This window comes from Streptomyces tibetensis (genome assembly GCF_040647715.1).
GTDB classification, from domain to species: Bacteria; Actinomycetota; Actinomycetes; order Streptomycetales; family Streptomycetaceae; genus Streptomyces; species Streptomyces tibetensis_A.
The window spans coordinates 109,634-129,451 of the sequence record NZ_JBEZCR010000008.1 but is presented as its reverse complement, the minus strand read 5'-3'; the positions used below and the strand labels follow the sequence as shown (position 1 = coordinate 129,451).

Below are 19,818 nucleotides of genomic sequence, written 5' to 3'. Positions count from 1 at the left end.
AGGTCCACCCGTACGAGGGACCTGTATGACTTCCTGCCTTCTTACGCCTGCCGGCGCACGCCCTTGGCGAGGTCGCCCGCCAGCACCCGCACGGCTTCCAGACCGGCCGCGTCGTCGGGGGCGTCCAGCATCGCCTTGACGAAGGCCGAGCCGACGATCACGCCGTCGGCGAAGCCGGCGACCTCCGCCGCCTGGGTGGCGTTGGAGACGCCGAGCCCGACGCAGACGGGCAGGTCGGCGCGCGTGGCCCGGGTGCGTTCCACCAGGCCCTGGGCCTGCGAGCTGACGGTGGCGCGGGTGCCGGTGACGCCCATGAGGGAAGCGGCGTAGACGAATCCGCTGCCCGCCGCGGTGATCTGCGCGAGCCGCTCGTCCTTACTGCTGGGCGCGACGACGAAGACGGTGGCCAGATCGTGCTTCTCCGCGTGCTCCCGCCACAGCGCCGACTCCTGCACGGGCAGGTCGGGCAGGATGCAGCCGGCGCCACCCGCCTCGGCGAGCTCGGCCGTGAACCGCTCGACGCCGTAGCGGTCGATGGGGTTCCAGTACGTCATGACGAGGATCGGCTTGCCGGTGGCGGCGTGCGCCTCGCGGACCGTGCGCATCACGTCGGCGATCTTCACGCCGCCGCGCAGGGCGATGTCGTCGGCGGTCTGGATGACCGGGCCGTCGAGGACCGGGTCGCTGTGCGGCAGCCCCACTTCGACGACGTCGGCGCCGCCGTCGATGACGGCCTTGATCGCCTCGATGCCGCCGTCCACGGTCGGGAACCCGGCCGGGAGGTAGGCGATGAGGGCGGCGCGCCCTTCTGACGTGGCCGCTGCGAGGGTGTCGCTCAACAGCTGGATGTTGCCGCTCACTTGGCGTCCCCCTCGATCTCGGCGTTGTCGGTGTCCGCGTCGGCGGCGACCTCGGCGTCGGTGTCGTACAGACCGAAGTAGCGGGCGGCGGTGTCCATGTCCTTGTCGCCGCGGCCGGACAGGTTGACCACGATCAGCCCGTCCTTGCCCAGCTCCTGGCCGACCTCCAGGGCGCCGGCCAGGGCGTGGGCGCTCTCGATGGCCGGGATGATGCCCTCGGTGCGCGACAGCAGGCGCAGGGCCTGCATCGCCGCGTCGTCGGTGACCGCGCGGTACTCGCCGCGGCCGGAGTCCTTCAGGTAGGAGTGCTCCGGGCCGATGCCCGGGTAGTCCAGGCCGGCGGAGATCGAGTAGGGCTCGGTGATCTGGCCCTCCTCGTCCTGCAGGACGTAGGAGCGCGAGCCGTGCAGGATGCCGGGCTCGCCCGCCGTGAGGGTCGCGGCGTGCTCGCCGGTCTCGACGCCGTGCCCGGCCGGTTCGCAGCCGATGAGGCGGACGCCGGTGTCCGGGATGAAGGCGTGGAAGAGGCCGATGGCGTTGGAGCCGCCGCCGACACAGGCGACGGCCGCGTCGGGCAGGCGCCCGGCGCGCTCCAGGAGCTGGCGGCGGGCCTCGACGCCGATGACGCGGTGGAAGTCGCGGACCATCGCCGGGAAGGGGTGGGGTCCGGCGACGGTGCCGAAGAGGTAGTGGGTGTGGTCGACGTTGGCGACCCAGTCGCGGAAGGCCTCGTTGATGGCGTCCTTCAGCGTGCGGCTGCCGGACTTCACGGCGATGACCTCGGCGCCGAGCATGCGCATGCGGGCCACGTTGAGGGCCTGGCGCTGGGTGTCGATCTCGCCCATGTAGATCGTGCAGTCGAGGCCGAAGAGCGCACAGGCGGTGGCCGTGGCCACGCCGTGCTGCCCGGCGCCCGTCTCGGCGATGACCCGGGTCTTGCCCATGCGCTTGGTGAGCAGGGCCTGGCCGAGGACGTTGTTGATCTTGTGGGAGCCGGTGTGGTTGAGGTCTTCCCGCTTGAGGAAGATCCGTGCGCCGCCGGCGTGTTCGGCGAACCTCGGCACCTCGGTGAGGGAGCTGGGGCGGCCGGTGTAGTCGACCAGGAGGTCGTCGAGTTCCTTGGCGAACTCGGGGTCGTGCTTGGCCTTGTCGTATTCGACGGCCACCTCGTCGACTGCGGCGACGAGGGCCTCGGGGATGAACTTGCCGCCGAAGGCCCCGAAGTAGCCGTCGGGGCTGGGGGTTTGACCCTCGGGGTCGGGGATGAAGAACTGGCTGGGCATGCGAATACCTTCACGGTGAGTTGTGTGTGGGATGCACTAGTCGCCGTGGGGGCGGGGATCAGTTGTCGGCCGCGGGCCGTCAGTGGCTTGTCGCGCAGTTCCCCGCGCCCCTTACGGGGCGCTGCCATCGCATGCCGTTGACCTGCCCGGGTTCGTCACCGATGACGTACCGGACGCGGCGGCCGTGGACCCGGCGGGCGGGCGCACGGCAGCCGCGGGGGCGGCAGCCGCGCGCGAGGCGGGCGTACCGGTCCACGGTCGTCAGGGCGGAAGTCATCGGGGCAAGCCTAGCGGTGATCAGCTCCGGCCGTGCCGGAGTGCGGGGTGCTCGCCGGCCGCGACGAGGTCCGAGACGGCCGTCCTGGGGTCCTTGCCGGTGACCAGGGACTCGCCGACCAGCACCGCGTCGGCGCCGGCGTTGGCGTAGGCGATGAGGTCGTGCGGGCCGCGGACGCCGGACTCGGCGACCTTGATGATGTGGTCGGGGATCTCCGGTGCCACCCGCTCGAAGGTGCCGCGGTCGACCTCGAGGGTCTTGAGGTTGCGCGCGTTGACACCGATCACCCGGGCGCCGGCGTCGACCGCGCGCTCGACCTCGTCCTCGTCGTGCACCTCGACGAGCGGCGTGAGACCGATGGACTCGGCGCGCTCGATGAGGGACTCCAGGGCGGGCTGGTCGAGGGCGGCGACGATCAGCAGCACGACGTCGGCGCCGTAGGCCCGGGCCTCCCACAGCTGGTACGACGTGACGATGAAGTCCTTGCGGAGGACCGGGATGTCCACCCGGGCGCGGACCGCCTCCAGGTCGGCGAGCGAGCCGCCGAAGCGGCGCTCCTCGGTGAGGACGGAGATGACGGCCGCGCCGCCCGCCTCGTAGTCCGCGGCGAGACCGGCCGGGTCGGCGATCGCGGCCAGCGCGCCCTTGGAGGGGCTGGAGCGCTTGACCTCGCAGATGACCTTGACGCCGTCGCCGCGCAGTGCGGCCACGCCGTCCCTGGCCGCGGGTGCCTTCGCCGCGCGCTCCTTGAGCTCGTCGAGGCTGACGCGCGCCTGCCGCTCGGCGAGGTCGGCACGGACTCCGTCGATGATCTCGTCGAGCACACTCACGCGAGCGGCCCCCTTCCAGACTCTTGACAGTTCCAGCGACCGATCGGAAAAGCGATGGTCACTGCGATGGTATCCGCAGCGGGGCGTAGGCCTCGCATCCGGTTGACGCCGGTCCTTTTGCCGGTCCCTCCCCCATCCTCGAACCAGCTTCGCACGGCTCGGGCGGGAGGTGCCCCCGTACCGGACGTCCGTCCGCCGATCAGGGACGGAGCCAGCCGCCGAAGGGCAGGTTCCGGACGACGGAGAACACCAGCAGCAACGCCCCGAAGCCCCACACCAGCCCCGGGTGGGGGTCGATCCGCAGCGGGCGCCCGCGGACCGCGTGGACCACCCATACGGTCCACAGCACGGCGAAGCCCAGATAGCCGAGGGTGGCGAGCGCGTTGGCGTGCAGCGCCGTGACGACGTCCCCGTGGACGAAGGCGTGCGCGCTGCGCAGTCCGCCGCAGCCGGGGCAGTAGAGGCCGGTGTAGCGCAACAGCGGGCACGTGGGGTAGTGGCCGGGCTCGTTGGGGTCCACGGCGCCCACGTAGGCGAAGGCGGCGGCGACGGCCGCGAACACCCCGGCGGGGGCGGCCAGACGGCTCGGCACGCTCGGCGTCGCCCTTCGGCTCTCGGCGTTCACGGTATGCATTGTGCCCCCCGCGTGCGCGTGAGGGGCGGTCCCGGCACCCGAGTGCCGGCCGCCCCTCACGCGACCAGGGTGTTCCGCGTGAGGTCAGCCCTCGGCGCGCGCCGGCTCGCGGTCGCCCGTCATCTGGTGCGGCTGGTGCAGGTCCTTGGGCTGGCCCAGGCCCATCATCCGCATGATGCCGCCGACGACACCGCCGAGCAGCACGACCACCATGCCCGCCCAGAAGCCCACCGGCTGGTCCATCACCATGAACGCGCCCGAGACGCAGAAACCGATGAAGGCGATCGTGACACCGGTCCAGGCGGCCGGGGTGTGACCGTGGCTGCTGCCCGCCATTGCTTGCTCCTCGTTGCTGTGTGCGTGTCTGAGCAGGACGCTCGGGGCCATTGTCCCGCAACGCGCGCTTGCCGGGTGAGCGGGGGTACTCCCCCGGTCACCGCGGTCGCCCGGGTGGGCTCAGGCGCCGGTCGGGTCCTCGCCGCGGTCGAGCGCCTTCCACAGGTCCTCGGGCCGGTCGGGGTCGACGGAGGGGGCCTTGCGGCGCGGCTGCGGTGTGCCGGACCGCTCGTAGCGGCCGGACATGCCGGGCCACAGCCGGCCGTACCGCAGGGCGAGCAGCCCGGCCAGCAGGATCAGCACGCCGCCGACGACCGCGACGTACGGCCAGGCGGTGTGGCTGAGGGCGTCGACGGAGGCCGAGGTGTCCCCGGAGGCCTGCGCGGCCTGCTCGTCGAGCGCGGAGCTGTCGGAGGCGCCGAGCAGGGCCGCGGCGACGATGCCGACGCCGGAGAGCGCCAGCAGCGCCGCGACGACCAGGCGGCCGGTGCGGCGGACCGCGAACACGGCGACGAGCGCGGCGAGGCCCACTATGGCGAGCGCCGCGGGAACACCCGTGACGTCGCTGCCCTTGGCGGTCAGGGGGAAGGCTCCGCCGGCCACCGTCGCAGTGCCCTGCGACCACTCCTGCCGGGTGGCGAGCAGCGCCACGGCGGCGCCGAGCGCGCCGCTCAGCAGCGCGACGGCAAGGCTCAGGCGGCCGGCCCGGGCGGATCCGGGGGCTTCGGAACGGGGGTGAGGTACAGCAGTCACGTACCCACTATCGCCTGAAGCCCGGGCGAAACGTCACCCGGGGTTCGGCTCAGTCGCTGCCGAGCCGGTTCGCCGTGTGGACGGCCCGCAGTACCGCGGCCGCCTTGTTGCGGCACTCGGTGTCCTCGGCGACCGGGTCGGAGTCGGCGACGATGCCCGCGCCGGCCTGGACGTAGGCGGTGCCGTCGCGCAGGAGGGCCGTGCGGATGGCGATGGCGGTGTCGGAGTCGCCGGCGAAGTCGAGGTAGCCGACACAGCCGCCGTAGAGGCCGCGGCGGGACGGTTCGAGTTCGTCGATGATCTGCATGGCGCGGGGCTTCGGGGCGCCGGAGAGGGTCCCGGCCGGGAAGCAGGCGGTGAGGACGTCGAACGCCGTGCGTCCGGCGGCCACGCGGCCCGTCACGGTCGAGACGATGTGCATGACGTGCGAGTACCGCTCGACGGACATGAAGTCGACGACCTCGACCGAGCCGGGCTCGCAGACCCGCCCCAGGTCGTTGCGTCCCAGGTCCACGAGCATGAGGTGCTCGGCGCGTTCCTTGGGGTCGGCGAGCAGCTCGTCGGCGAGGGCCTGGTCCTCCTGGGGGGTGGCACCGCGCCAGCGGGTGCCGGCGATGGGGTGCACCATGGCCCGGCCGTCCTCGACCTTGACCAGGGCCTCGGGGGACGAGCCGACGACGTCGAAGCCGTCGAAGCGGAACAGGTACATGTACGGGGACGGGTTGGTGGCACGCAGCACCCGGTAGACGTCCAGCGCGCTCGCCGTGCACGGCGTCTCGAAGCGCTGGGAGGGGACCACCTGGAAGGCCTCACCGGCGCGGATGCGCTCCTTGATGTCCTCGACGGCCACCTGGAAGTCGGGGCCGCCCCACAGCGCGGTGTACTCGGGGAGCTCGGAGGGCGGCAGGACGGCCGGAGGCTGGGCGATGGCGCGGGAGAGGTCGGCCTCCATCGCGTCGAGGCGGGCGACGGCGTCGGCGTGGGCCTCGTCGACGCCGGTCTCCAGGTCGTTGTGGTTGATCGCGTTGGCGATCAGCAGGACCGAGCCCTCCCAGTGGTCCATGACGGCCAGGTCGCTGGTGAGGAGCATGGTCAGCTCGGGCAGCTTCAGGTCGTCGCGCTCGCCGGGGCCGATCTTCTCCAGGCGGCGGACGATGTCGTAGCCGAGGTAGCCGACCATGCCGCCGGTGAAGGGCGGCATGCCCTCCTGGTGGGGCGTGTGCAGGGTTTCGATGGTGGCGCGCAGGGCGGCGAGGGGGTCGCCGTCGGTGGGGACGCCGACGGGCGGGACGCCGAGCCAGTGGGCCCGTCCGTCACGTGCGGTCAGCGTCGCGGCGGAGCGCACGCCGACGAAGGAGTAGCGGGACCACGAGCGGCCGTTCTCCGCGGACTCCAGCAGGAAGGTGCCGGGCCGCTCGGCGGCGAGCTTGCGGTAGAGCGCGACCGGGGTGTCGCCGTCGGCGAGGAGCTTGCGGGTGACGGGGATGACCCGCCGGTCGGTGGCGAGCTTGCGGAAGGTCTCGAGGTCCATGGCCGCTGACCTTACTGATCCCGGGCGGGGCGGTCGGAGCCGCCGTCCTTGAGGAGCACGTCCTCGTCGAAGCAGGTGCGGGCTCCGGTGTGGCAGGCGGCGCCGACCTGGTCGACCTTGACGAGCACGGTGTCGGCGTCGCAGTCCAGGGCGACGGACTTCACCCACTGGAAGTGGCCGGAGGTGTCGCCCTTGACCCAGTACTCCCGGCGGCTGCGCGACCAGTACGTGCACCGGCCGGTGGTGAGGGTGCGGTGCAGCGCCTCGTCGTCCATCCAGCCGAGCATGAGCACCTCTCCGGTGTCGTACTGCTGGGCGATGGCGGGCAGGAGGCCCTCGGGGCTGCGCTTGAGGCGCGCGGCGATCTCCGGGTCCAGGTGGCTGGGCGTGCTGGTCATGGTGACCATTGTGCCGCGCGCCGCCGCCCGGACCGGCCCGGTGTCCACTGGGCGGACCGGTAGCGGGGGCCGGGAACGGCACGTCTGCTGGGCCGAGCGGGAGGGCGGTCGTAGGCTGGCCGCATGTCGACCCATGCCAAGCGTGAACGACTTCTCCTCGCCGACCTGTTGGAGACCGCGGGCCCGGAAGCGCCCACTCTGTGCGAGGGCTGGAGGACCCGGGACCTCGCCGCGCACGTGGTGGTGCGCGAGCGCCGCCCGGACGCCGCCGGCGGGATGCTGATCAAGCAGCTCGCGCCGCGTCTGGACAAGGTGATGGCGGAGTACACCGCCAAGCCGTACGAGGAGCTGATCCAGCTGATCCGTACGGGTCCCCCGCGGTTCTCGCCCTTCTCCCTCAAGCCGGTCGACGAGGCGTCGAACATCATCGAGTTCTACGTCCACACCGAGGACGTCCGGCGCGCCCAGCCCGACTGGGCGCCGCGCGATCTCGACCCGGTCTTCCAGGACGCCCTGTGGTCCCGCCTGGAGCGCACCGCCCGCCTGATGGGCCGTGGCGTCCCGACGGGCCTGGTACTGCGCCGCCCCGACGGGCAGACGGCGGTCGCCCACCGCGGCACCCCGGTGGTCACGGTGACCGGCGAGCCGTCCGAGCTGGTGCTGTTCTCCTACGGCCGGCAGAGCGCGGCCAAGGTCGACCTGGACGGCGACGAGAACGCGATCGCGAAACTGCACCAGTCGAAGCAGCTCGGGATCTGATACGTCGAGAGGGGCTCCCGCGAGACTTCCTGTTCACTTCCACTTGGCGGGCCGCTGGTGCAGGGCCCCCCGGGAGGCGTCGGGGACCACCCGCGGGAGCTGGCAAGCGCGCAAGGCCGTCTCGTTGATGTTGAAGTAACCGACACCAGCGAAATTGGCGCTCGGCGACATATTTCCCGGGGGCAGGGCAAGATAGACCGCTCTGTTCGGATCGACACGGCGGGCGGACTCGACGGCCGGTACGAGGTCGGTGTCCGCGGAGATGATCAGGGCCACATCAGATGCCCGCAGCGCGCTGTCCTCGACCAATCGTGCCCCGATGGCGACGTCGGTCGCCTTCTCCTCATAGGTGCGGTAGGCCCGCGAAGGTACACAGGCGCAGTGCCAGCCGCTGCGACACCGGCCGCAGCGCGGGCGCTTTTCGGTGAAGCGCCCCAGCATGATGTCCACCTCTCCCGGGTTGTGGGCGGCCAGAGCGTCGAGGTACACACGCTGGTTCTGTGCGGCCGAGGGCTCAGCGCGGACCATGGCCGTGAAGTAGCGGACCTTGACCAGCGTGTCGTTCGGTCTCAGCCGCCTGACCAGGGCAGCGAGGTCCAGCCAGTAGTAGCGGTGACCGTATTTGGCCCGCATTCCGTAATAAAGGTTGAAGCCGTCGACGTAGGCGATGACGGTGCTCACGAGTCTCTCCCGGCCAGGCATGCCGCCTGCTAACGTGAAGTCCTACAAGGTCGGCGCATGCCGACAGGAACGGCCCCGGCAACGGGGCCGTTTTTTTGTGCGGGTGCGGCTCTGCCTAGTCGCCCGCCGTCGCCGGCTCGGGCAGGCGGCGGACGCGGTGGTAGGCGGCGTTCGTGGCGTCGTGCAGGGCCGCGTACACGGCGTACGCGGACTGCTTGGGCCCGTTGATCGTGTAGTTGCCGCGCGGCGTCTGGGTCAGCACGGTGCCCAGCCAGTGATCGCCCTTGCGCCAGTCGACCTGCCGCAGGCTGTCGAGCAGTGCCTCACGGCGCGTGTCGCGCTCCTCGGGCGGCGCGGTCAGCAGGGCGCGGCCCATCGCTCCGACCGCGGCGAGGACCGTGCCGGTGCCGGCAACGCACCCCTCTCGGTCCATGAGTTCTGTGCCGAAGGTTTCCGAATAGACCGTCAGCCAATCACGGGCCACGGTTTCGAGATCCTCGAGGTCGACCTTGTCGACGGGTGCGGGCTTGGCGCCGAACTGCACGCCCGCGATGCCGTGCGCCATATTGATGACACACTGCCGCAGATCCTGCAGCTTGATCACCTTGGAACTGTTCTTCTTGATCTGGCGGGCGATTCGTTCCACCCGGCCGCTGAAGAAGGGCACCTCGTCCGAGATCCGGCCCACGACGGCCATCACCGGGTCGGTGGTGTCCATGGACAGGGCAATCGTGGAGTTGACCCGGACACCGAGCACGTTCAGGTCGTGGAAAAACTTCCGGGCCTGGAGGTGCGGCCGATCGTCGTGCACTACGGCGCTCAGGTAGGAAGTGGCGTGCTGTTCCTTCACATCCTGGCCGAGGGTCAGGTCCTGCTGCAGGTGATAGTGGCTCGCCAGCTGCGTCTCCCCGTCGATGGCGATCAGCTTGAGGCCGTACGGCACGCACAGGTAGTGCTGCACCAGACCGTTCTCGGCGAACTGGTGAACGGACAGAGCGCGTTCGGTCCACAAGTGCATGGGAGGAAGCACCCCATGCTCCTCCCCCATGACGCGGCGCCGGATGTACGCCGCGTACTTGGGAATGTTCGTCTTCTTGCCCAGTTCCAGGCCTCGCTGTACCAAGGAATGGAGTTCGACGTCGTCCTCGGTGACGTCCGAAGGGCGCAGTTTCGCACCCGGCTGGAGGACGGCGGGATCATGGGTGACCGCGCGCAGCTGCTGGAACTGCACCTGGATGTGCGTGGTCCGCTCGTCGATCGGCATGCAGCGGATGAACGTACCCGCCGCCGGGTTGAACCCGTCGGTACTCAGCGTTGCCACAACCCCACCCATTTCTTCAGCACCATTGCTGATGGTCAATCAGGGTAGGACGTGACTCAAGCTCGGCGCAGGACTTTCTCGAGATTAGCTTCTTTCCAGCTCGAGAAGGTGTTATCGCACCGGGTGGCCCGCCTCCCGCAGCGTCTCCTTGACCTGGCCGATCCGCAGGTCCCCGAAGTGGAACACCGACGCGGCCAGGACCGCGTCCGCGCCGGCCTCGACGGCCGGGGGGAAGTCGCCCAGCCGGCCCGCGCCGCCCGAGGCGATGACGGGGACCGTGACGTGCTTGCGGACGGCCCGGATCATCTCCAGGTCGTAGCCGTCCTTGGTGCCGTCGGCATCCATCGAGTTGAGCAGGATCTCGCCCGCGCCCAGTTCCGCGGCCCGGTGGGCCCATTCGACGGCGTCGATGCCGGCGGAGCGGCGGCCGCCGTGGGTGGTCACCTCGAAGGAGCCCGAGTCGGTGCGGCGGGCGTCCACCGACAGGACCAGGACCTGGCGGCCGAAGCGCTCGGCGATCTCGCGGATGAGTTCCGGGCGGGCGATGGCGGCGGTGTTGACGCCGACCTTGTCCGCTCCGGCCCGCAGCAGCTTGTCCACGTCCTCGGCCGTGCGCACGCCGCCGCCGACCGTGAGCGGGATGAACACCTGCTCGGCCGTGCGGCGCACCACGTCGTAGGTGGTCTCGCGGTTGCCCGACGAGGCGGTGATGTCCAGGAACGTCAGCTCGTCGGCACCCTCGGCGTCGTACACCTTGGCCATCTCGACGGGGTCGCCCGCGTCGCGCAGGTTCTGGAAGTTGACGCCCTTGACGACCCGGCCGTTGTCGACGTCCAGGCAGGGGATGACTCGGACCGCCAGGGTCATGAATCGTGCTCCTCTAGTGCTCTTCGGAGGGTGTCCCTCTGAATGCTTCCACTTCCACCGACACCAGGACCCGGGAGTCCATGAAGCCCTGCACGATCAGCAGGGTCGTGACCGGGCGTACGGCGTCGAACAGTTCCTTGTGCGCCCGGCCCACGGCGTCGACGTCCCGCGCGTGTGCCAGGCACACCCGGGTGCGGATCACGGACTCGGGTGCGAGCCCGAACTCGGCGATCGCCTCCAGGGCGGTGGTGAAGGCGACCTTGGCCTGCTCGTACGGGTCGCCCTCGCCGTAGAGCACGTCGCCCTTGAAGGCGGTCGTGCCCGCGACCAGCACACGGTCGCCCGCCGCGACGGCGCGTGCAAAACCGAAGGACTCTTCCCAGGGACTTCCGCTCTGCACACGCCGCACGGTCATGACGACACAGCCTCCAAGGCCTCTTCCAGGGTGAACGCCTTCGCGTACAGCGCCTTCCCGACGATGGCACCTTCGACACCGAGCGGGACGAGGTCGGCGATGGCCCTCAGGTCGTCGAGCGAGGAGACCCCGCCGGAGGCCACGACCGGGCGGTCGGTGGCGGCGCACACGTTGCGCAGCAGTTCCAGGTTGGGGCCCTGGAGGGTGCCGTCCTTGGCGATGTCGGTGACGACGTACCGCGCGCAGCCCTCCTTGTCGAGGCGCTCCAGCGTCTCGTAGAGGTCGCCGCCGTCGCGGGTCCAGCCGCGGCCGCGCAGGGTCGTGCCGCGGACGTCGAGACCGACGGCGATCTTGTCGCCGTGCTGGGCGATGACCTTGGCGACCCATTCCGGCGTCTCCAGGGCGGCCGTGCCGAGGTTGACGCGCTTGCAGCCGGTGGCGAGGGCGGCGGCGAGGGTGTCGTCGTCGCGGATGCCGCCGGACAGCTCCACCTTGATGTCCATGGCCCGGGCGACCTCGGCGATCAGCTCACGGTTGTCGCCGGTGCCGAAAGCGGCGTCCAGGTCCACCAGGTGCAGCCACTCGGCGCCGGAGCGCTGCCAGGCGAGGGCGGCCTCCAGCGGGGAGCCGTAGGAGGTCTCCGAGCCGGACTCGCCGTGCACCAGACGGACGGCCTGGCCGTCCCGGACGTCGACGGCGGGGAGGAGTTCGAGCTTGCTCACAGTGTTCCGATCCAGTTGGTGAGGAGCTGGGCTCCGGCGTCGCCGGACTTCTCGGGGTGGAACTGCGTGGCCCACAGGGCGCCGTTCTCGACGGCGGCGACGAACGGCTTGCCGTGCGTGGACCAGGTGACCTTGGGGGCCGTCATCGCCGGGTTGTGCGTCTCCAGCGACCAGTCGTGGACGGCGTAGGAGTGCACGAAGTAGAAGCGGGCGTCCGGGTCGAGGCCGGCGAACAGCTGCGAACCGGGCGCCGCCTCCACGGTGTTCCAGCCCATGTGGGGCACGACCTCGGCCTGGAGCGGCTCGACCGAGCCGGGCCACTCGTCGAGGCCCTCGCTCTCCACGCCGTGCTCGATGCCGCGCGCGAAGAGGATCTGCATGCCGACGCAGATGCCCATGACCGGGCGGCCGCCGGAGAGCCTTCGGTCGACGATCCAGTCCCCGCGGGCCTCGCGCAGGCCCGTCATGCAGGAGGCGAAGGCGCCGACGCCGGGCACCAGCAGGCCGTCGGCGTTCAGGGCCTTGTCGTAGTCACGGGTGATCTCGACGTCGGCTCCCGCGCGCGCGAGGGCCCGTTCGGCGGAACGGACGTTGCCGAAGCCGTAGTCGAAGACCACCACCTTCTTCTGCGGGGCGCTCAATTCCACACCTCCAGCCTCACCACACCGGCGGCCAGGCACATCGCGGCGCCGATGGACAGCAGGACGATCAGGCCCTTGGGCATCTTCTGCTTGACGAAGGAGTAGATGCCACCGACGAGGAACAGGCCGACGACGATCAGCAGGGTCGAGGTGCCGTTCACAGGGCGCCCTTCGTGGAGGGGAGGATGCCGGCCGCGCGCGGGTCGCGCTCGGACGCGTAACGCAGGGCCCGGGCGAGCGCCTTGAACTGGCACTCCACGATGTGGTGCGCGTTGCGCCCGTAGGGCACGTGCACGTGCAGCGCGATCTGCGCCTGGGCCACGAAGGACTCCAGGATGTGCCGGGTCATGGTGGTGTCGTACTCGCCGATCATCGGCGCCATCTTCTCGGGCTCGGTGTGCACGAGGTAGGGGCGGCCGGACAGGTCGACGGTGACCTGGGCGAGAGACTCGTCCAGCGGGACCGTGCAGTTGCCGAAGCGGTAGATGCCGATCTTGTCGCCGAGGGCCTGCTTGAAGGCGGCGCCGAGGGCGAGGGCGGTGTCCTCGATGGTGTGGTGCGAGTCGATGTGCAGATCACCCTCGGTCTTCACGGTCAGGTCGAACAGACCGTGCCGGCCGAGCTGGTCGAGCATGTGGTCGTAGAAGCCGACGCCGGTCTTGATGTCGGTCTTGCCGGTGCCGTCGAGGTCGATCTCGACGAGGACCGAGGTCTCCTTGGTCACCCGCTCTGTGCGGCCTACGCGGCTCATGCGCTCTGCTCCTTCTTCAGTTCACGTACCGCGTCGAGGAACGCGTCGTTCTCTTCGGGGGTTCCGGCGGTGACCCGGAGCCGGCCGGGCACGCCGTTGTCCCGGACCAGGACGCCCCGGTCGAGGATCTTCCGCCAGGTCTCGTGGGAGTCCTCGAAGCGGCCGAACTGCACGAAGTTCGCGTCGGACGCGGTCACCTCGTAGCCGAGGGCGAGCAGTTCGGTGACCAGGCGGTCCCGTTCGGCCTTGAGCTGCTCGACGTAGCCGAGCAGGGTGCCGGTGTGTTCCAGGGCGGCCAGGGCGGTCGCCTGGGTGACGGCCGACAGGTGGTAGGGCAGCCGGACCAGCTGGACGGCGTCGACGACGGCCGGGTGCGCGGCGAGGTAGCCCAGGCGCAGGCCCGCCGCGCCGAACGCCTTCGACATGGTGCGGGAGACGACGAGGTTCGGGCGGCCCTCGATCAGCGGCAGCAGCGAGTCGCCGTGGCTGAACTCGATGTACGCCTCGTCGACGACGACCATCGACGGCTTGGCGGCCTGCGCGGCCTCGTACAGCGCGAGGACCGTCTCGGGCGGGACGGCGGTGCCCGTGGGGTTGTTGGGGGTGGTGATGAAGACGACGTCCGGCTGGTTCTCGGCGATGGCCTTCTCGGCGGCGGCGACGTCGATCGTGAAGTCCTCGTTGCGCGGGCCGGAGATCCAGCCCGTGCCCGTGCCGCGCGAGATGAGGCCGTGCATCGAGTACGACGGCTCGAAGCCGATGGCGGTGCGGCCCGGCCCGCCGAAGGTCTGCAGCAGTTGCTGGATGACCTCGTTGGAGCCGTTGGCCGCCCAGACGTTGGCCACGCCGACCTCGTGGCCGGAGGTGTCGGTGAGGTACTCGGCGAGCCGCGTGCGCAGCTCGACCGCGTCCCGGTCCGGGTAGCGGTTGAGGTTCCGGGCGGCTTCCCGGACCCGCTCGGCGATGCGTTCGACCAGCGGCTCGGGCAGCGGGTAGGGGTTCTCGTTGGTGTTCAGCCGTACGGGGACGTCCAGCTGGGGCGCGCCGTAGGGGGACTTGCCGCGCAGCTCGTCCCGTACGGGGAGATCGTCGATGCGTACGTCGCTCACTTGCCCTGGGGAACCTTCCAGTCGAACCTCGCCTTGATCGCCGCGCCGTGCGCGGGCAGGTCCTCCGCCTCCGCCAGCGTCACCACGTGGTGCGCGACCTCGGCCAGCGCGTCCTGCGTGTAGTCGACGATGTGGATGCCGCGCAGGAAGGACTGGACGGACAGGCCCGAGGAGTGGCAGGCACAGCCGCCGGTGGGCAGGACGTGGTTGGAGCCGGCCGCGTAGTCGCCCAGCGACACGGGCGCCCAGGGGCCGATGAAGATCGCGCCGGCGTTGCGGACCCGGTCGGCGACGGCTGCGGCGTCGGCCGTCTGGATCTCCAGGTGCTCGGCGCCGTACGCGTCGACGACCTTCAGGCCCTCGTCGACGCCGTCGACCAGGACGATCGCGGACTGCCTGCCCGACAGGGCCGGGACGATCCGGTCGTCGACGTGCTTGGTGGCGGCGACCTGCGGCTCCAGTTCCTTCTCGACGGCGTCGGCGAGCTCGACCGAGTCGGTGACCAGGACGGCGGCGGCCAGCGGGTCGTGCTCGGCCTGGCTGATCAGGTCGGAGGCGACGTGCACCGGGTCGGCCGTGTCGTCGGCGAGGACCGCGATCTCGGTCGGCCCGGCCTCGGCGTCGATGCCGATCCTGCCGGTGAAGTAGCGCTTGGCGGCGGCGACCCAGATGTTGCCCGGGCCGGTGACCATGTTGGCGGGGGCACAGGACTCGGTGCCGTAGGCGAACATGGCGACGGCGGTGGCACCGCCGGCCGCGTACACCTCGTCGACGCCGAGCAGGGCGCAGGCGGCGAGGATGGTCGGGTGCGGCAGGCCGCCGAAGTCGGCCTGGGCGGGCGAGGCGAGCGCGACGGACCCGACGCCGGCCTCCTGCGCGGGCACCACGTTCATGATCACGGAGGACGGGTACACCGACCGGCCGCCGGGCGCGTACAGCCCGACGCGGTCGACCGGCACCCACTTCTCGGTCACGGTGCCGCCGGGCACGACCTGGGTGGTGTGCGTCTCGCGGCGCTGCGCGCGGTGGACGGTCCGGGCGCGGCGGATGGACTCCTCCAGGGCCGCGCGCACGGCCGGGTCGAGCTCCTCCAGCGCACGGGTGAGCGCGGCGGCCGGCACGCGCACCTGGTCGAGCCTGACCCCGTCGAACCGCTCGGCGGCGTCGATCAGCGCCGCGTCGCCCCGATGATGCACGTCCTCGCAGATCGGACGCACCTTCTCCAGGGCGGCCGCTACGTCGAAGTCGGCTCGGGGCAGCAGGTCGCGCAGGGCGGGGCCCTCGGGAAGGGCGTCGCCACGCAGGTCGATTCGGGAGATCACGTGCTCAATTCTCTCAGACCTGGTTGAGGCGCCGTTCGCGCGTATCAATGGCTGATACAGAACGCCGCGGGAAGGTGGAAGATCACCCTCACGTGGTGTGTTCGGGGGGTCACTCACCGGGCATGAACTGGTGTACGAGGAAGTGACTCGCGAGTACCCGGGGAGGGAGGGAAGCGCTGTGACCGAGGGGGCCGGCGTGCGCGCCGGGGAGCTGCCCGAGGACCTGACCGCGGCCGAGGCCGGCATGTGGCAGGCCTTCCGCAACGGCACCGTGTACGACCTGAGCAGCGGCGACGCCGTGGTGGACGATCCGCACGGCGGCCACCCCTGGGGCGCGGAGCGGACCGTGCGGGCCCGGATCGTGTGCTGGTTGCTGCTCGACGGCCCGCCCGCCCTGGCCGGCCGCGTGTCGTCGCTGAAGCTGATGGGCGTGCAGATCAGCGGCTCCCTGGACCTCGCGGGTGGCACGGTCGTGCCGTACGTGGAGATGCGCCGGTGCCGCTTCGAGCAGGACGTGCTGCTGCCGGAGGCCCGCTTCACCACCCTGCGCATGGTGGACTGCTCGGTGCCCCGGCTGGAGGCGGCCCGGGTGCACACCGAGGGCGATCTGCACCTGCCGCGCTGCCGCTTCCACCACGGCATCCGGCTCACGGACGCGCAGATCGGCACGGACCTGATGCTCAACCAGGCGATCGTGCACCGGGATCACAGTGGCCGGTCGATCGCCGCGGACGGCATGACCGTCGGCCAGGACCTACAGGCCGAGCTGCTGGCGTCGCACGGCGAGCTGAGCCTGCGCGCCGCCACCGTCGGCGTCTCCCTGAGCCTGCGCGGGGCGCGCCTGTCCAACCCCTACGAGCGGCTTGCGCTGAACGCCCCGCAGCTGACTGTCGAGCGCAGCCTCTATCTGACGCCGGCGGGGGTCGGCGCCCAGGCGATGAGCGGGATGACCCCGGCGCAGGGGACGCGGATCCAGCGCTTCGCCTGCGAGGGCGGCATCCGGCTGGACGACGGCCGGTTCGGCGACGCCGTCGACTTCGAGCGGGCCCGGTTCACCCTCACGGATGACCAGGAGCTGTCGCTGCGCCGGGTGCAGACGCCGGAGCTGCGGTTCCTCGGGGAGCAGCCGGTGCGCGGGCGGGTGGTGCTGTCCGGAGCGAAGGTCGTCAACCTGATGGACCGGGCGGATGCCTGGCCGGGCCCCGGGCGGCTGCACATGGGCGGTTTCGCCTACGAGAACCTGGTGCCGCGCGGGCCGTTCCCGCTGGCCGAGCGGCTGGACTGGGTGGCCGCGGCGACCGCCGAGTACAACCCGGAGCCGTACGAGCGCCTCGCCTCCGTGCTGCGGGCCGGCGGGGAGGACGAGGACGCCCGCGAGGTGCTGCTCGCCAAGCAGCGCCGGCACCGGGAGAGCCTGCCGATGGCGGCCAAGCTGTGGGGCTACGCGCAGGACTGGACGGTCGCCTACGGATACCGGCCGGGCCGGGCCGCGGTGTGGATGGCGGTGCTGTGGGCGGCGGGTTCCCTGGCCTTCGCGCAGGCCGGCCATCCGCCGATGAAGCGGGGCGAGCATCCGGAGTGGAACCCCACGCTCTTCACCCTCGATCTGCTGCTGCCGGTCATCGATCTGGGCCAGGTGGGCTTCTGGCAGCTGCGGGGGGCCTGGCAGTGGCTGGCGACGGCGATGATCCTGCTGGGCTGGATCCTGGCGACGACGGTGGCGGCGGGGGCGACGCGGCTGCTGCGGCGCAACTGATGGTGTTCCTGTGACCACAGTTCTTGAACTGTCACGGTTTTACGTTCTCTTGACCATCGGATGTACAACTTTCCGTAGGTTCCATGAACAGGCTGGCGCCGTCATGACCAGCCGACTTTCAATGGTCGGCACCATGGCAATGCAGCTCCCGTTCATCCGCACGAGCCGGATGACAAGGACCTCCCCCCACCTCGTCGGCGAGCCGTGCGCCGACGACGAGGTGCTGCTCGACGCGCCCGACGCCCGGCTGAGTCCGGCGCTGGTCGCCGCCGCCCGGGGAGAGCACGGGCCGGCCGCGACCCTGCTCTTCGCCACCCGCGCGTCCGCCGAGTGGGAGCGGCGCGACCGGTACGTGACCCGGCTGGCCGCGTTCGCCCACTCGCGGCCCGAGTGGCTGGACGCCTGGCTCGCCATCGCCCCGCAGGACCCCGACGCACTGCTCGTCGGGGCCCAGCTGGCGGTGGACCGTGCCTGGCGGTCACCGGCCCGGGCCGAGCTGCTGCGCGAGGTGAGCCCGCTGATCACGGCGGCCGCCCGGGGCGACCAGCGGGACCCCGTGCCGTGGCGGCTCGCGCTCGACCACGCCCGGGGCGCACAGGCCGGGCACACGTACTTCGAGGAGCTGTGGGAGGCGGCCGTACGCCGTGCCCCGCACCACTACGGCTGCCATGTGGCGGCCCTGCGCTACCTGGCCACCTACTGGCACGGCTCGCACCACGAGTGCTTCGACTTCGCCGACCGGGCCGCCCAGGACGCTCCCGCCGACGCGCTCGTCCAGGCGCTGCCGCTGCGGGCGGCCTTCGGCTACCTCACCGACCGGTGCGGGCCGGAGGTGCCGCGCGAGCGACTGGATGCGGCGGCCGACCGGGCGATCGCGCTGTCCCCGCTGCTGCCGGCGGCCGACCCCTGGCCGGCCCGCATGCGGAACCTGCTGATCTTCGTCCTGGCGGGCCTGGAGCGCTGGCCGGACGCGGCCGAGCAGCTGCGCCTGAACGGCCCGTACGCCACCTCCTTCCCCTGGGACCAGGTGTCGGACGACCCGCTCGGCCACTTCCTGCGGGTACGCCAGGACATCCTGGCCGGGGCCGCGGGGGCGGCCGGAAGCCGCTCCGGGCATCCACGGAGTGAACGGGGCGGTCGAGTCCGTCCCGGCGACCATTAGGCTTTTGCGTCGTGACCACCGTCCGGCTCCCCCTCTTCCCCCTGAACTCGGTGCTGTTCCCGGGGCTCGTGCTGCCGCTCAACGTCTTCGAGGAGCGGTATCGCGCGATGATGCGCGAGCTGCTGAAGACGCCCGAGGACGAGCCGCGCCGGTTCGCCGTCGTGGCGATCCGCGACGGCCACGAGGTGGCCCCGAGCGCGCCCGGCATGCCCGACCCGACGGCCGTGCCCGAGCGGGGACCGGCGGCCGGTTTCGGCACGGACCCGGTGAAGGCGTTCCACAAGGTGGGTTGTATCGCGGACGCGGCGACGATCCGGGAGCGCACCGACGGTTCCTTCGAGGTGCTGGCGACCGGCACGACCCGGGTGAAGCTGCTGTCGGTCGAGGCGTCCGGGCCCTTCCTGACGGCCGAGCTGGAGCCGCTGGAAGAGGAACCGGGCGACGAGGCCGCGCCCTTGGCGGAGGGGGTGCTGCGGTCCTTCCGCCAGTACCAGAAACGGCTGGCCGGGGCGCGGGAGCGGTCCCTGGCGACGGGGGCCGACCTGCCCGACGAACCGGGCGTGGTGTCGTACCTCGTGGCGGCCGCCATGATGCTGGACACCCCGACCAAACAGCGCCTGCTCCAGTCCCCGGACACCGCCTCCCGCCTGCGCGACGAGCTGAAACTCCTGCGCTCCGAGACGGCGATCATCCGCAGTCTGCCGTCGTTGCCGGCGTCGGAGCTGACGCGCGGCCCGATGAGCCTCAACTGAGGGAAGGACACGTCTCGACGGAGACGAGGAGGACGGTTTTCCGCCGCGACGCAAGGGGCGGATTCGGCCACCGGGACGACTGAAAACCTGTGGGACCCCCGTGATCGACCTGCCTATGATCAAGCCCGACCGCCATGATCATGGCCATGACCGCATCAAGGGGGATACACAATGAGTCGTGCGCGCATTCTCACCGTCGCCGCCGGTGTCGCGATCGGTTCCACGCTCCTGGTCGCGCCCGCGCACGCGGCGCCCGCCAAGGCCCAGGACCGTGTCGAGTGCACCGACCTGAGCAACGGGCAGCTGTGCATATCGCTGAACACGAGCCCCAGCCGCGTCGAGATCATCTACATCAAGAAGTCCGGCTCGCAGATCAGGGCGAAGCTGGGCTACCGCACCAGCAACGGGGGCGGGAGCACGTTCGGACCGACGGAGACCATTTCGACCGGTGACCGGGAAGTCGAGACCTGGACCATGAGCTACCGCTGTGACGTGGACTGGAAGGGCCTGATCAAGGTCGAGGGCCAGGGGACCTTCGAGACCCCGTGGGCGACCTGCTGAACCGGGCTCAGCCGGTGTGACCGGCCTCGTGTGCCGCCCCGTCCGGGGACCTCTCCGGGCGGGGCGGTGCGCGTTCGGCCGTCTGGAAGGATGCCGC

The 19,818-nt window shown here is 71.2% G+C and carries 24 protein-coding genes; 5 read left to right on the top strand and 19 right to left on the bottom strand.

The genetic code is table 11. The annotated features are described in order from the left end of the window. Positions 1-41: 41 nt before the first annotated feature. From trpA to hisI, 9 genes are all read right to left on the bottom strand, one after another. The gene (trpA, locus tag AB0B29_RS22170) at positions 42-860 is read right to left on the bottom strand and encodes a tryptophan synthase subunit alpha (RefSeq protein ID WP_362242341.1); all 819 of its coding nucleotides are present in this window, start codon (positions 858-860) and stop codon (positions 42-44) included. Beyond that, positions 857-2,143 (bottom strand): tryptophan synthase subunit beta, encoded by a 1,287-nt coding sequence (trpB, locus tag AB0B29_RS22165; RefSeq protein WP_362242338.1) that lies wholly within the window; start codon positions 2,141-2,143, stop codon positions 857-859. Before trpB ends, trpA begins: the two co-directional genes overlap by 4 nt. 79 nt (positions 2,144-2,222) lie before the next feature. After that, the gene (gene trpM / locus AB0B29_RS22160) at positions 2,223-2,420 is read right to left on the bottom strand and encodes a tryptophan biosynthesis modulator TrpM (RefSeq protein ID WP_362242335.1); all 198 of its coding nucleotides are present in this window, start codon (positions 2,418-2,420) and stop codon (positions 2,223-2,225) included. 20 nt (positions 2,421-2,440) lie between these two features. After that, positions 2,441-3,250 carry an indole-3-glycerol phosphate synthase TrpC gene (trpC, locus tag AB0B29_RS22155; RefSeq protein WP_362242332.1) on the bottom strand — a complete coding sequence of 270 codons (810 nt, stop codon included), beginning with the start codon at positions 3,248-3,250 and terminating at the stop codon, positions 2,441-2,443. A 199-nt stretch (positions 3,251-3,449) separates the two neighbouring features. Continuing rightward, complete coding sequence (locus tag AB0B29_RS22150) at positions 3,450-3,884, bottom strand: DUF2752 domain-containing protein (RefSeq protein WP_362242329.1); 435 nt, start codon at positions 3,882-3,884, stop codon at positions 3,450-3,452. A gap of 84 nt (positions 3,885-3,968) precedes the next feature. Next, a complete protein-coding gene (locus tag AB0B29_RS22145; protein ID WP_362242326.1) occupies positions 3,969-4,220 on the bottom strand; it encodes an HGxxPAAW family protein in 252 nt (83 codons plus the stop codon). Between the two features lie 120 nt (positions 4,221-4,340). Further along, positions 4,341-4,973 carry a TIGR02234 family membrane protein gene (locus AB0B29_RS22140; protein WP_362242324.1) on the bottom strand — a complete coding sequence of 211 codons (633 nt, stop codon included), beginning with the start codon at positions 4,971-4,973 and terminating at the stop codon, positions 4,341-4,343. A 49-nt stretch (positions 4,974-5,022) separates the two neighbouring features. Then, positions 5,023-6,504 carry an anthranilate synthase component I gene (locus AB0B29_RS22135; protein WP_362242321.1) on the bottom strand — a complete coding sequence of 494 codons (1,482 nt, stop codon included), beginning with the start codon at positions 6,502-6,504 and terminating at the stop codon, positions 5,023-5,025. Positions 6,505-6,515: 11 nt separating this feature from the next. Continuing rightward, entirely contained in the window at positions 6,516-6,902 is a 387-nt protein-coding gene (gene hisI, locus AB0B29_RS22130) for a phosphoribosyl-AMP cyclohydrolase (protein WP_362242318.1), read from the bottom strand. 123 nt (positions 6,903-7,025) lie between these two features. Here hisI and AB0B29_RS22125 point away from each other — a divergent pair, with 123 nt between their 5' ends. Then, positions 7,026-7,661 (top strand): TIGR03085 family metal-binding protein, encoded by a 636-nt coding sequence (locus AB0B29_RS22125; RefSeq protein ID WP_362242316.1) that lies wholly within the window; start codon positions 7,026-7,028, stop codon positions 7,659-7,661. A gap of 33 nt (positions 7,662-7,694) precedes the next feature. On the opposite strand, the gene AB0B29_RS22120 is transcribed toward AB0B29_RS22125, so the two are convergent. From AB0B29_RS22120 to hisD, 10 genes are all read right to left on the bottom strand, one after another. Then, positions 7,695-8,342 (bottom strand): NYN domain-containing protein, encoded by a 648-nt coding sequence (locus AB0B29_RS22120; protein ID WP_362242313.1) that lies wholly within the window; start codon positions 8,340-8,342, stop codon positions 7,695-7,697. Positions 8,343-8,457: 115 nt separating this feature from the next. Further along, on the bottom strand, positions 8,458-9,702 hold the full coding sequence (locus AB0B29_RS22115; protein WP_362242311.1) for a DNA sulfur modification protein DndB: 1,245 nt from the start codon (positions 9,700-9,702) through the stop codon (positions 8,458-8,460). Between the two features lie 72 nt (positions 9,703-9,774). Beyond that, complete coding sequence (hisF, locus tag AB0B29_RS22110) at positions 9,775-10,530, bottom strand: imidazole glycerol phosphate synthase subunit HisF (protein WP_344457038.1); 756 nt, start codon at positions 10,528-10,530, stop codon at positions 9,775-9,777. A 13-nt stretch (positions 10,531-10,543) separates the two neighbouring features. After that, positions 10,544-10,945: a RidA family protein gene (locus AB0B29_RS22105; RefSeq protein WP_362242308.1), complete on the bottom strand. Its 402-nt coding sequence runs from the start codon at positions 10,943-10,945 to the stop codon at positions 10,544-10,546. Then, entirely contained in the window at positions 10,942-11,667 is a 726-nt protein-coding gene (gene priA / locus AB0B29_RS22100) for a bifunctional 1-(5-phosphoribosyl)-5-((5-phosphoribosylamino)methylideneamino)imidazole-4-carboxamide isomerase/phosphoribosylanthranilate isomerase PriA (protein WP_362242305.1), read from the bottom strand. Before priA ends, AB0B29_RS22105 begins: the two co-directional genes overlap by 4 nt. Further along, positions 11,664-12,308: an imidazole glycerol phosphate synthase subunit HisH gene (hisH, locus tag AB0B29_RS22095; protein WP_436845870.1), complete on the bottom strand. Its 645-nt coding sequence runs from the start codon at positions 12,306-12,308 to the stop codon at positions 11,664-11,666. Before hisH ends, priA begins: the two co-directional genes overlap by 4 nt. Beyond that, on the bottom strand, positions 12,305-12,469 hold the full coding sequence (locus AB0B29_RS22090) for a hypothetical protein (protein WP_003989585.1): 165 nt from the start codon (positions 12,467-12,469) through the stop codon (positions 12,305-12,307). Before AB0B29_RS22090 ends, hisH begins: the two co-directional genes overlap by 4 nt. Further along, positions 12,466-13,059, bottom strand: coding sequence for an imidazoleglycerol-phosphate dehydratase HisB (hisB, locus tag AB0B29_RS22085; RefSeq protein ID WP_362242299.1), 594 nt, complete (start codon positions 13,057-13,059; stop codon positions 12,466-12,468). The genes AB0B29_RS22090 and hisB overlap by 4 nt, the downstream gene beginning before the upstream one ends. Continuing rightward, positions 13,056-14,168: a histidinol-phosphate transaminase gene (locus tag AB0B29_RS22080; protein ID WP_362242296.1), complete on the bottom strand. Its 1,113-nt coding sequence runs from the start codon at positions 14,166-14,168 to the stop codon at positions 13,056-13,058. Before AB0B29_RS22080 ends, hisB begins: the two co-directional genes overlap by 4 nt. Beyond that, entirely contained in the window at positions 14,165-15,490 is a 1,326-nt protein-coding gene (hisD, locus tag AB0B29_RS22075) for a histidinol dehydrogenase (RefSeq protein ID WP_362242293.1), read from the bottom strand. Before hisD ends, AB0B29_RS22080 begins: the two co-directional genes overlap by 4 nt. 178 nt (positions 15,491-15,668) lie before the next feature. Here hisD and AB0B29_RS22070 point away from each other — a divergent pair, with 178 nt between their 5' ends. The 4 genes from AB0B29_RS22070 (at position 15,669) to AB0B29_RS22055 (ending at position 19,721) form a co-directional block, all read left to right on the top strand. After that, positions 15,669-17,246 (top strand): oxidoreductase, encoded by a 1,578-nt coding sequence (locus AB0B29_RS22070; RefSeq protein ID WP_362242290.1) that lies wholly within the window; start codon positions 15,669-15,671, stop codon positions 17,244-17,246. 121 nt (positions 17,247-17,367) lie between these two features. Then, the gene (locus AB0B29_RS22065) at positions 17,368-18,408 is read left to right on the top strand and encodes a hypothetical protein (protein WP_362243069.1); all 1,041 of its coding nucleotides are present in this window, start codon (positions 17,368-17,370) and stop codon (positions 18,406-18,408) included. A gap of 11 nt (positions 18,409-18,419) precedes the next feature. Further along, positions 18,420-19,160 (top strand): LON peptidase substrate-binding domain-containing protein, encoded by a 741-nt coding sequence (locus AB0B29_RS22060; RefSeq protein ID WP_362242287.1) that lies wholly within the window; start codon positions 18,420-18,422, stop codon positions 19,158-19,160. Positions 19,161-19,331: 171 nt separating this feature from the next. Next, positions 19,332-19,721: a hypothetical protein gene (locus tag AB0B29_RS22055; RefSeq protein ID WP_362242285.1), complete on the top strand. Its 390-nt coding sequence runs from the start codon at positions 19,332-19,334 to the stop codon at positions 19,719-19,721. The last annotated feature ends 97 nt before the right edge of the window (positions 19,722-19,818 follow it).